The organism is Neptunomonas sp., from assembly GCF_016744175.1.
GTDB lineage: Bacteria > Pseudomonadota > Gammaproteobacteria > Pseudomonadales > Balneatricaceae > Neptunomonas.
Genome location: NZ_JADGEV010000020.1, coordinates 1 through 12127, shown reverse-complemented (window position 1 = coordinate 12127; position 12127 = coordinate 1). Strand labels below are relative to the sequence as shown.

The 12127-nt window shown below is 40.5% G+C and carries 13 protein-coding genes and 1 pseudogene; 3 read left to right on the top strand and 11 right to left on the bottom strand.

Translation table 11 applies throughout. The annotated features are described in order from the left end of the window. A partial coding sequence (locus tag QZZ55_RS10830; protein ID WP_293267341.1) for a L,D-transpeptidase family protein occupies positions 1 to 756 on the top strand: 756 nt, incomplete at its 5' end. Between the two features lie 67 nt (positions 757 to 823). Then, positions 824 to 1396 carry a YcbK family protein gene (locus tag QZZ55_RS10825; protein ID WP_293267340.1) on the top strand — a complete coding sequence of 191 codons (573 nt, stop codon included), beginning with the start codon at positions 824 to 826 and terminating at the stop codon, positions 1394 to 1396. A gap of 82 nt (positions 1397 to 1478) precedes the next feature. On the opposite strand, the gene QZZ55_RS10820 is transcribed toward QZZ55_RS10825, so the two are convergent. The 11 genes from QZZ55_RS10820 to QZZ55_RS10770 form a co-directional block, all read right to left on the bottom strand. After that, complete coding sequence (locus tag QZZ55_RS10820) at positions 1479 to 2162, bottom strand: DUF2161 family putative PD-(D/E)XK-type phosphodiesterase (protein ID WP_293267339.1); 684 nt, start codon at positions 2160 to 2162, stop codon at positions 1479 to 1481. A 103-nt stretch (positions 2163 to 2265) separates the two neighbouring features. After that, on the bottom strand, positions 2266 to 4314 hold the full coding sequence (locus QZZ55_RS10815; protein ID WP_293267338.1) for a methyl-accepting chemotaxis protein: 2049 nt from the start codon (positions 4312 to 4314) through the stop codon (positions 2266 to 2268). 382 nt (positions 4315 to 4696) lie between these two features. Next, positions 4697 to 5083 (bottom strand): hypothetical protein, encoded by a 387-nt coding sequence (locus QZZ55_RS10810; RefSeq protein WP_293267337.1) that lies wholly within the window; start codon positions 5081 to 5083, stop codon positions 4697 to 4699. Positions 5084 to 5192: 109 nt separating this feature from the next. After that, positions 5193 to 5960 carry a hypothetical protein gene (locus tag QZZ55_RS10805; RefSeq protein ID WP_293267336.1) on the bottom strand — a complete coding sequence of 256 codons (768 nt, stop codon included), beginning with the start codon at positions 5958 to 5960 and terminating at the stop codon, positions 5193 to 5195. Positions 5961 to 6111: 151 nt separating this feature from the next. Beyond that, complete coding sequence (locus tag QZZ55_RS10800; RefSeq protein WP_293267335.1) at positions 6112 to 7218, bottom strand: sterol desaturase family protein; 1107 nt, start codon at positions 7216 to 7218, stop codon at positions 6112 to 6114. 176 nt (positions 7219 to 7394) lie between these two features. Then, positions 7395 to 8390 carry a hypothetical protein gene (locus QZZ55_RS10795; RefSeq protein WP_293267334.1) on the bottom strand — a complete coding sequence of 332 codons (996 nt, stop codon included), beginning with the start codon at positions 8388 to 8390 and terminating at the stop codon, positions 7395 to 7397. Between the two features lie 506 nt (positions 8391 to 8896). After that, positions 8897 to 9472 carry a YdeI/OmpD-associated family protein gene (locus QZZ55_RS10790; RefSeq protein WP_293267333.1) on the bottom strand — a complete coding sequence of 192 codons (576 nt, stop codon included), beginning with the start codon at positions 9470 to 9472 and terminating at the stop codon, positions 8897 to 8899. Between the two features lie 124 nt (positions 9473 to 9596). Beyond that, positions 9597 to 9887 carry a DUF1330 domain-containing protein gene (locus QZZ55_RS10785; RefSeq protein ID WP_293267332.1) on the bottom strand — a complete coding sequence of 97 codons (291 nt, stop codon included), beginning with the start codon at positions 9885 to 9887 and terminating at the stop codon, positions 9597 to 9599. 251 nt (positions 9888 to 10138) lie between these two features. Beyond that, on the bottom strand, positions 10139 to 10396 hold the full coding sequence (locus QZZ55_RS10780; RefSeq protein ID WP_293267331.1) for a hypothetical protein: 258 nt from the start codon (positions 10394 to 10396) through the stop codon (positions 10139 to 10141). A 170-nt stretch (positions 10397 to 10566) separates the two neighbouring features. Continuing rightward, entirely contained in the window at positions 10567 to 11181 is a 615-nt protein-coding gene (locus QZZ55_RS10775; protein WP_293267330.1) for a dimethylsulfonioproprionate lyase family protein, read from the bottom strand. 107 nt (positions 11182 to 11288) lie between these two features. Further along, positions 11289 to 11933, bottom strand: a complete 645-nt coding sequence (locus tag QZZ55_RS10770; RefSeq protein ID WP_293267329.1) for a carbon-nitrogen hydrolase family protein — start codon at positions 11931 to 11933, stop codon at positions 11289 to 11291. Here QZZ55_RS10770 and QZZ55_RS10765 point away from each other — a divergent pair. Then, positions 11909 to 12127: pseudogene (locus QZZ55_RS10765) on the top strand (IS110 family transposase); the annotation flags it as partial. The gene QZZ55_RS10770 and the pseudogene QZZ55_RS10765 sit on opposite strands and share 25 nt — an antisense overlap.

The following is a 12127-nucleotide window of genomic DNA, read 5'->3' as shown; positions in this document are numbered from 1 at the left end:
CAGCAAAGCTTTGGCACACCCTCTGCGCAGCATTATATCCGAGTCAATATTCCCGAATTCAAGCTTAGGCTATATAACCAAGAAAAAATTACACTTGAAATGAAGACAGTTGTGGGTCGTAAGAAACGACAAACACCCGTATTTGATACTTCCATAAATACTCTTGTTATTAATCCCTCTTGGAATGTACCTAAAAGCATCGCTTTTAAAGACATATTGCCAAAGTGGGAACAAGACATCGATTTTCTAAAAAGTCATAACTTACAGATCCGTTCGGGATGGGGGTCTAATAGCAATATCATTCCAGCCGAGCTAGTTATACCTGAAAACATGTATCAAGGTGCGGAGTATTTACGTTTTTTTGAACCGCCCAGCAAAAGAAACACGCTAGGACAATTTAAGTTTCTTTCACAAAGTCGATATGCTATTTACCTGCACGATACACCAGCTAAGCATCTTTTCAAACGTACACGGCGCGATTACAGTTCAGGTTGTGTGCGCTTAGAGAAAGCACAAGATTTAGCCAGTGCGTTGCTATCTATCGAAAAACGCCCTGAAGAAGCAAAATTAAGCCAACTGGCCAAAACCGATAAGACACGCAAGATCAACTTCTCTGCCCCCATTCCACTTCATATAGTTTATTGGACAGCATGGCTGGACAACGAAGGGACACTACACTTCAGAGATGATATCTATAAGCGCGACTTAAATGACCTTGCAAAGCTAAAAAGTGAAGAAAAACAAATGGTCAATTAATATACAGACCAGCCGATATTAGGCATAATTGCGGTTTTTGAATCAATAATGATCAGCTGAGCACACTATGCCAAATAAATCCCAGAGCTCCCATCAGCAGTCTCGAAGAGACTTTTTGCGCCATATGGGCAGTATTACTGCGGGCTTAGCCGTATCCTCAAGTGCACTGGGTGCCATCCAAACAGCATCATTTGATAAAACATTGATGTTCCAGAACCTTCACACCGGCGAAGCACTCAAAACCACTTTCTACGCCGCTGGAGACTATGTAACGGAGAGCCTAGATAATATTAACTATCTGCTACGTGACCATCGTAGTAACCAAGTAGGCAACATGGATCCGCAGTTGTTAACGCTATTGCATGACTTAAAAAACATGCTGGGTTCAGCTGACCCTTTCCATGTAATTTCTGGCTATCGCTCACCCGAAACCAATGCAATGCTCAACCAACGCAGTAATAATGTGGCTAAAAAAAGCTTACACATGCAGGGGAAAGCGATCGATATTCGTCTACCTGGGATTGATACAAAACACCTACACCAAGCTGCTTTAGCACTACAAGGCGGTGGCGTTGGTTTATATACCCGTAGCGACTTTATACATCTTGATGTGGGCAGAGTCAGGCAATGGGGCAAGTAGTTAGATTTGTCACAGGCCAACGTACACATATACTTATTTGCGTGGTGAAATAAACAAAGGGGCAGATGCTCATCGAGCAGCCTTACACCTCAAGGCTCTTATCTAACTTTTCCTGCCAAAAAGAGATCTCCTGCTTTCCTCGGGGAGAGAGTGCATAAATACCTTTCGACTCTCTATCAAACCAACCATAAACATCTTTATACAAAATCTCTCGTGCTTTAGGCTCACTAATATGCTGAGAAATAAGTGCTGCTTTTGTTGGCCCGTGTTCCTTCAAAAACTGAGCAATAAGCAAAGTCTTTTGACGGTACGCCGTCATGATACCTTTTCTTTTCTCTGTACCACCGAGGTTAGGGTCACCTACCCGTTTTGCAAACTCACCTAATAAACGCGTTTTTCGCTGTTCTGATTTACGAGGCTTATACTCACCAGGGTCAAGTAGCACCTCAACACTCCCTTCCTTTTCTGGATCAATCACCACAAGCCCTAATCCAAGCATCCGTAGCAACTTAATAACTTGCTTACGTTTTCTCTCCAAACTGCTGCAACGCTTTGGCACACCAATATAAACACTCGATGTTAATGAAAGCCGCTCAACGGCTTGAAGAATAACACTAAGATTAAGCGACAACTTAAGCTCTACAACAAGTGGAGGGTCTTCTGCACGCACGGCTAGTACATCACAGTCGAGAACCTCCCCTTTCACTTCATAGTTCTGAGAAGTTAAAAAGTGTTTTAGCGGAAGATAAAGATCCGATTCTTTCATATATTCCTGCTAAATTATCATTTCTATATTTAATTCAGTCTATTAGCTGAATCGTCATAGAAAAATGAAGAGTAACATTCCAAAGCTACTCATTAAGTTAAGATCATGTTCTAAACAAGCCTATAACACGCTGTAATTCGGTACCTGCATTATCTAGGGCTGAAACAGCTTTTGCCATTTTTTGGCTTGAGTTTGAAGTCTCAATCGCAATCGTACTGATATTCTCAATATTACGACTAACATCCTCACTCACTGATGTTTGTTCTTCAGCAGCAGACGCAATTTGCACACTAGCATCTGATATATTGGAAACAGACGTCGTAATTGCGATAAGCGCCTCACGAGCTTGAGAAGTCATTTCCACACTACCTTTTACTTTTTCATTACTCACCCCCATACGTTGTACTGCAGTGCGGGTATTTCCTTGAAGTCGTTCTATCATCTCACGGATTTCGGTAGTAGATTTTGCCGTCTGCTGCGCTAGATTTCTCACCTCATCAGCGACAACAGAGAAACCTCTACCCGCCTCCCCTGCACGAGCAGCCTCTATTGCAGCATTTAATGCCAGTAAATTTGTTTGCTCAGCAATGTTTTGAATAACATCCATTACTGTTCCGATAGAGTTACTGTTTTGCTCAACCTGTTCTATCATATTGGTGAGTTCACCAACTTCACTTGAAATACTCTGGATTGAATTAACAACCTCCTGTACAAGTACATCGCCGTTATTTGCTTCCGAACTAGCTAATTGAGTTTGCTCTGCAGCAGATGCTGCACTGTTGGCAACTTCTTCTGACGCAGAAGTCATTTCTGATATAGCCGATGCGACCATCTCAGTTTCTTGCTGTTGGCGGTTAAGATCTGAATGTAACAGGTCAATACCACCTGATACCGTTTGTAAGTGGGTAGAAATTGTACTCATTGTATTATTTAACTGTTTAATAACGCTGCGGAGCCCTCCAACCGTAGCTTTAGCACTGCGACTAAGCTGATGAATCTCATTTTTACTTGCTTCAGAGCTACCCATGTCTGTATTTATGCGTGTTGTTAAATCCCCGTCACCAATCGACTGCATATAGCCACAAATAGTTTCTATCGGTTTTAATTTGATTCGCAGAGTAATGAACAACAGCCCCGTGATAATAAATGCACTAACAATTGAAAGAAGGATCATTTTTAAATTCAATTGATCTGCAGCTCTAGTGAATTCCTCTTCATAGCTCCCAACGACAACACCCCAGTTCCATTGTTTCGCATGAGAAAAAGCAAGTAACTTGTTTTTTATCTCACCGGTTGTTGTAACAGCAGGGATATGAAGTACCCCCTCTGGTGAGGCCATAATAGTGTTTAAAATCTTATTACCACTATCGAGAACAGTAGAGATTCTTTTGCCTTCACCCGATGGATGTAGCACTAAATTCCCTTGTGTTTTACCTTCCTTAAGATCGACAATAAAAGCAAAACCAGTCTCTCCAATAGATAATTGCGAGATACTTTTCTTTAGCTCTGCAAGGCTAGCAGTATAATCAAACCCTACATAAAGAATACCTGCCACTTCACCTGCATTATTTTTAAACGGTATATATTTGGTCATATAATGGCGACCAAAGAGGTATGCAGGGCCCTTGTACTCTTCTCCATTAATAAGCTTACTGTAACCAGGGTGCGACTTACCAAGCATCGTACCAAATGCACGGCTACCATCCGTTTTGCGTAAAGAAGTACTGACCCGTAAAAAATCATCCCCAACGCGCATAAAAACTGTGGCGGTACCACCTGTCATCTCAGTGAATTTATCGGGTTTATCAAAATTATTTGTAATGACTTCACCCGCATTCATTAACAAGGATACTTGATAACTACCAACGCTTACGTCCTCGCCTGAAGAGTTACTTATCTCTCCTGGAAACATATGTACGAATACATCAGCAATACGGTTGGTTTGTTGTTGCAGTGTCGTGTTATAAAAATCAATGTTCTGCGATAGCTGCTCAGCATGCTCTATAACCGAATGCTCTACTGTTTCCATAAAACCACGGTTTACTTCATGATTTACAAAAACGGTAAGCGTTGTGAATACCAACAAAACAAAAGCTAATTGAATGACTACCAGTTGATTTACGATCGATGAATCACGAAGAAATGAAGGCATAAACAACATCCTGTATTAAGTAAGAAACGTAACAACGGCAGTAACTCTATTTTCTTTAGAGCTCCACTGCATGCGTTATCTTATTCAGTATAGGTAAACAACTAAGCTATTGTTTATAAAAAAGATTATTGTCATAAAGGATGTTTTTTATAGAGAAAAGAAAATCCTATTAAGTGCAGTACTATTGAACAGTATACGTTCTAACTTTTAAAGGGTATGTGCTGAGCCACGTAAAGAGTACATGTAAAATAATCGGTGTTATTTACAATCCATTTTTATAGTAAATCAAATGCAATACTTACTATTATCCTCAGTTAACTACTTTTAGTATCTGCTTTTCGCACATAGTTATATTCTGCAATATTCGATATTTGATAGACTTTTATAAATCATTCTCTCTAGATAATATTTGCATTTTTTCTGCTGCAGTAAGCACTTTGTAAAAACGAGGATAAGACCAACCATATCCCCACCTAAATGAGGTAGGGAAGTAAGGGCTTCCTCCAACACGCACACCTGCCAGCATTAGACTGGCGATTTGAGGCTCCCCCACTTTAGAAACACAATCCCTTAGCTGTTTATCTGCAATAAGCCTTTCATCATATGTACCACCTTGCCAATAAGAGTAATCGTGGGCTGTACAGCAAGATAACCATAATTTCTTTTGTTCAAACGTCCCATCTGGGAAAGCACTGCACCCATCAGAGGTAAAAGGTTTGATATTCTCTGCACTCACAACACATGAGATAGACATAATAAAAGAAGCCATCACTACGTGCCTAAACTTACTCTTTAGCGACACAAAGCCCTCAGCAAGGCTATGGGTTTGAAACGAAAAGCCAAACATGTTTTGTTTACACAGTTTGCTAATTATTAGCTCAGAACTTCCCATTTTCATTTTTCCATTCACTGCGTGGCGCAATTGCTTCAGTGGTATCCCAATGCTCCACAATCTTGCCGCCTGACACGCGATATAGATCATAAAATGAAGTATTAACCCCCGCTAAAAATCCTTCGCAGGCCGATAGCACAAAACTGCCTTCCGCCAAAATCTTATGCAATGTATTGTATTGAATAGAAAGACAACCTTCATAATTTTTCACTGTTAATGCAGTGCGCAATGACGAAAGCCCGTCAGCTAAACGAGGGTTGTGCTCAGTGTAGGACTCAGCGTTTATAAAGTGTGCTAGTTTTTGAGTTTGTCCTTCAATTAAAACGTCTTTAAGAAATGCTCTTACGTGCTCCCGATTCACTTCAGTACTTTCGAGCTCAGTTGCCATCGTCTCGCCATCAACCATGGAATGGCCTGATATATTAGGGCCTTTACGAGATTGTATATTATCCCAATGCTCAACCGTTTGGTCGCCCTCAAATCGGAACACTTCAAAGCCAATTCTTGAGCTACTAAAATCATACTCTGTATGGCCAAAGACATAATCGCCATCTGAAAATACGCGAACAATATTGACCCGAGGGGAGCTTTTAGAAAGACGTTTAAACAACGCCGCCAAGCCCTCTCCTCCTTCACGGGTTTGAGGGTTATGCTGGATATATTTGTTGGGATTAACTACAGAAACTGATGCTTCATCGCCCGTTTCGATGCCTTTTAATAAAGCACAGATTTGTTCTTTACGTGTTGAGCTCATCACATACTCGAATTAATAGCTGGCAGCTAGCGCCTAGATAAGCGACTGCTATAAGCTGCCGCGCTTAAGTACATTACTAACACGGTAAAGATCTCAGCACAAAATCACACACATGATATTGATGGAGATTATCCCAGTCTTTGGTTGATGATTATTTATTTATTAGCGGAAAAACCTGCTGCTTGAACCAACCTTCAGGAACATAGTCACCGACTACCCCATAGGCTTCTGGCCATTCTTTTTGTCCTTTTACTGCCGTTCCGAAAAGGTAGTCGATAAATGCAAAGTGTGCCGCGTAGTTACGATCAATAGCTGCTTTGTCTGATGAGTGGTGCCAATGATGAAACTGTGGTGTCACGATAATATATTTAAGCCAGCCAAATTTTATCTGGGCGTTGGTGTGATTAAGTACCGCCTGAAAACCAACAATGATGATGTAAGCATCTATCACGCTTTTATCAAAACCCAGCACAAAGATAGGAGCAAGCACACAACAACGTGTCACTGTTAGTTCGGCAATATGTTGACGAGAACCCGCCAACCAATCCATTGTTTTGGCACTATGATGGATCGAATGAAAACGCCAAAAAAATGAGACTTCGTGGTAAACACGGTGCAGAGCATACTGAACAAGATCAGCCACCAATAGAACAAGCAATAACTGGCTAATCCAATTAAAACTTTGTACCCACTCTTGGGAGCCTTGCTCCACTGCCCAACCAAATGCATTGGCGACAAACTGATTGGCCGCTAACAATACAAAACCCACAATAAGATGATTTACAAAGAAGTGGTGGAGATCCGTTTGCCATTCAGGCCTTAGTATTGCCTGCTTTCTGTGAGGAATAATCTTTTCGATAAAGATAAAAATCAGAGTTGAGCCAAGCAGATCTAAAATGAACCAATCAAGCCCCAAGTATGCAGGCCCTTGCTCAAACGCTATCACTTCTACTCGATGGCCACCAAGAGCTATCGCGACAATAATGAATGACCATGCGATCAAACCTGCACGTTTATTCGTGTTACGCACAAAATTTAGCAAGCCTAAACTACCTGATACGACTAAGGCTGCAAACATAATCATACGGATTACATCTACATCATAGGCCGCTCGTAAATCTGGCGTTGTTAGATATTCAGGAAAATGAAAAGCCAACACACCAAGCAAGCTTAAAGCGGCTAACGTCACTGCAATATATCCGCTAATACGGCCTTCGCCAAAAAGCAGCTCACCACCTGTAAGTTTCTTTAATAACATCCTGAGTCCTTTCTATTTCAAGAAATAAGCATTGTGATTTTTGTGGGTGGGATTATATACACTGCGTAATTCGTTAGCGATTAGCAAAACGAAATTACGTCTCAGTATCCCGTTAACGTAGCAGTTTCAACAGATATGTTTTACGCATAGAGTATGCCGTTTAACGCCTGTGATTTCTAATTAATCGTCGGGACATAGCGTTGAACATGCAAAGGCAAGCGCCTCAATAACCCTGCTCTAATCGCGTGCCAATATACCGATAATACTAATAACGCACTCCCTATAAAGATGCCTGTTAATGCGAAGTTTAAACCAACCCCACCAATCTCGTTCAAAATAACAGTAATGGCGTATATGACGTAAGCCAATGACGAGACCATAAAAGCACGACGATCTACTATTATGGATAAAAGCGTCATGCAAATATAAAGCACTATCACAATCAACATATTGATAAGATTCTCATTGCCTTCAAATATATCCAAACTTGTAAAAACAGGATGAATGATCAAAGGCGCCGCCAATAAGTGCAGCCAAAAAGCCACATCAGATTTACGCGTTGTACGCGTAATGTCTGAAGAGTCCCAATACATCGCAAAACTAAAAATAACAACACCGCATAAAAAAAAGGCAAATAGCATATAAACCTTTGTATCGGGGAAGAAGCTAAACACTACGGACACAGCGAGAGTCGTTAACGCGGCCGTTGTCGCTGCAATAGTAATAGGCACACCAAAACGCTTCCAATGTAACCATGCAGCAATAGCCGACACCGTTGAAGCCATCATGAATGAAAGTTCAGCCGGATCATCAAACAAGCTGAGACAAAAGCTAAATACCCCACCAACAAATGCCAACAGCAAAGCAATTGAAGGTAACGCCATTTTTCTTTTAAGGGTAAAAACTTCAGCTAGCAACCACGACAGCAGGGCAAAAATAAGCCCACCTAACCCCTCGCTTATACCTTCGCCAACCCATAGCGAAGAAAACAGCAGCAATGAGCAAGCAATCACGACAAAGATATCGTTAAAGCTACTCACCAAACGAAAGTTTTCTTCATCTACAAAATGTGTTTTTTTAGCACTTTCTAATTGCGCCCTAAACTCATCAACAGCGCATACTGAAAAGATTCCCTTTTTAACTGCGTCATTAAGATCTTCGTTTGTATACATATGTACCCTTAATTTCTGAGTTCTGATCTTGCCCTAAACACTTTAGCCACTCACTCTCAAAAGCCAGCATTATGGCGTCAGGTATCGCTATTGGTTAGATTTTTACTATGAAGATACTTAAGTGGCAGCTGTTATTATAAAGTTTCTCAAAAACTTTAGCTTTCGCCACACACCACTAGGCTCAGAGAAAAATGGGAAATATACATGCTTTTTACTCAATACTTCGATATCCCAAACTTTGCCGTCAAAAAAACAAACCTCATTAAATTCGGCTCAATGATTTTTATAAATTCAAAAGAGCCTGTCCCATATGGCCAAAAGATACTTGCACCATCTATAACGTCACCGCCTAAGCCAAAAAGATAAATATTAAGCGTTTCTTCAAATAGGCGGGGTTACGATGCTTGATCACGCTATACATTCAGCTAGATCAAAATCTAACTATATAGGTGTCTACTAAATATGGAAAAATCTTATACATAACGCCCTCTCATGCCGCATTTAACTTATTTAGGCTTCTCTTCATGGGCAAGCATGTTCAAGAATTTTTCAAACCGCCTTACTCTGGTCTCTGGTTTCTTTGCACTTATCAACCCGTATGCGATGACATAACGGCAGGATTTATTGAGAGTTTCGAAAAACTCTTTAGCATTCGGCTTGCTCTCTAGCGCAGCCAGAAAGTCCAAAGGTACTTCCATTTCACTTACAACATAGGCGTTTGCCCAACGACCGTCCTCTTTTGCTGAACGAATATGTACGAGCCCTGATTCCATCATCAGACCTTCACTTATTAAACGCTCCGCATGCTTTGTGTTTCTTTTAGACCAATTGCTTCGCAGTTTTCTGGGCGTAATTCGCTGAAGATAAGCTTGGTCATCGATTGATTTCTTAATACCGTCGATCCAACCCCAGCATAGAGACTCAATAACAACATCATCCCAAGACACGCTCTCAATTCCACTGTTTTTTTTGTATATCTTCACCCACAGTTCACTTTCAGAGGCGTGATTCGACTTGAGCCACTGGCCAAGATCTTTCGGTGTTATAAATGTAAGAATTCTCAATGGATCAGGCTCAAGCATCAAATTATGTTCCCAGGCATAACGCCTCACTAAGAAGCAAAAAGTAATTTGTTATATAAGCGACAAAGACGCAAAAACTAACTGTTACTTATCCTTTGAGTGACTTGCTATGTGCAGTTAGCTTTTAGCACCCTTCGATGATAAACAACGTGCATTCAGCGTTATCAAGACGCAGATTCTTTACTTGAGAATACTCATCTGAATCGACAAAGCCCTGTGCGCTTTTTACATCAGGGAATTCAATAATAACAATCCTTGTGGGTGTCCAAAGATCAGACTCTCTAAGATCAATAGCTCCACCACGCACTCGATAAACACCGCCGTATTTTTCAGCAATAGGCTTCGCTAAGCTTTTATATATTTCATACATTTCTGAATTATGGATATTGGTATCAACAACAAGATATGCACTCATATTGGAACCTCCGTACACATTGGCAAATTACGAATCCTTTTAGAGCAATGGTTACCTCTGGCATACTCTACGGTTCTGCATAAACATAACGTCGCCAGTTGCGAATCCATTGCTTGACCTTGTTACTTATTGAGCCTTCTCTCCGCCAGCCGCGATAATCTGGAAGGCAACCAAACCCAAAAAGACGAAGACCCATAAATTGCTACAATACCTCTCACCTCCATTATTAGGCACAAATTTGTTATGCATATTTAATCCATAGACTGAAATAAAAACAAAACTACCAAACCGAGTATGAAAATAAATATAGGAGCTGTGTATATACCGACTATTGTATTAATAAGCACTCTATCTTTATGTAAAGCCAATTTCAAAAGTTGCCCTTCTTGATAAAAGTATACAAGTAATGAATTATCAGCCGTATATATCTTATCTTTTCCTTCTGCATCGGTATAAGCCACTTTGATATGCTTTGACTTACCTCCAGTATCTTCAGCAGAATAATTCATACTACTTATACCTGCGACCTTTCCAGTTATTTTCTGGGACACTCTTATAAATTGTAATCTGTTGTAAACTAAAAATAGTGCTCCCACTAAAAGAGATATAGCTATAAATAAAAAATAGTATTTCATGGGTTCATTATGCATAACTCTGCCAATAACGATAGACCAGTGGTTTAAGTTATATTTGGCATTTCAAAGCTGCCGCCACGCCATAAGTTCAAAATCAACACCGCGTCATCTCCAGCCGTTATTGCATGCTCTTGATGTGGCAGATGATGGATAAACTCTCCAGCTTTTTTCCAGGTTGGGCTATCGGCTGCACCGTCTGCTTCCCACCAAACTTGACCAGCTAAAACTATATATAATTCTTCAGGGCTATGGCTATGTTTGGGATAGGTTATACCACTATTTAGTAGCATAATTTCCACTAGCCCTTCCGTGTAAACAATTGGCCCATTAACATCAGCAATCGGAAACCAAGCGGACCCATTGGTAAACGTAGCCCCTATATCTTTTTCAGAATATGGTTGTCGCCATGCTTGGAACTCATAAGTATCTTTTATAGCTGCAACCAGTTCCGAAGTACTCTCAGATACGGCTCCAACTGACTTAATGGAATTTATTATCGGTAACAAAGAAGGTGCCAGTTCGCGTAAAGAAAGGCTATTTACATTGGGTAAGCCTGCAGCAAACGAGCTTGCATTTTCATCAGATAGCCTAGACACAATATTGCCTGCTAATTCAAAAATTTCTTTAGGTGAATATGACAAATTTATATCTCTAGTCATTAATACGCCTTTTTATAGATGCCTGCTTAAGCAGACAAAAACTGTTGATCATAATGAGGAGCGAAGCGGAACCTAACCAACGGGTTTTGTTCCATTGAAAGCGCTTGCTATAGTTCAAATACTTGTCCAGCCCAGCCATTATCGAGCTTTTCAGCTACAACAAGCGCATTTTGAGTCTCAGTAGCACTAGCAAGTAACCCCGCATTAGTCCAAATTGCACTTTTACCTATAGGAGCCCAGTCACCAGTTGGTTGATTATGATTTGCCATTGCAACAAGCATATTATATTTACTAGCATAGTTATTCATTACAGCCGTATCTGAGTCATAACCACCTTCGGTAATTAATACTCCTGCAATATATACCGATGCACCTAATTCAGAACTAGTTTGCACATGCGCTTCATTATTGGCATCAGCACAGATGGCATTAGCAATCTTTGTATTACTAATTGTTAGTATCTTATGATGAGCCCCTTCAGAAAAATACACCTCTTCACCTGAATGAAGGTAAATTTTCTCATAAGTATCAACACAACCTAATGGAGAAATTATAATAAGCCCTATTTTTGGCAAGCCATTCGAATCTAATAGAGCACCAACACCAATTTTTATATTGTTCTTAATTGCAGAGTCAATGAATGGCTTTAGACGGATGTCATCATTTGTAAAGGCCAGATTAGAAGATAGTTCAGGCTCGTAACCCGTAAGAGATAATTCAGGAAATACGAGATTTGCTGCGACGACGTACACGTATTGTCCGCCACGGTGCAGATCTTAAAGCACATATCGTGAATACGACAAGCCAATACAACCTACCTCCGAACAAGGTTAATCTAAAAAATGTGTGTGCGCGTGAGCAACTCAAATCAACGTTTGAGAATCCTGAAGCACAACGCAACATCGATTTAGACCTCAATATATTGGAGTGCTATCACCGCGAACTC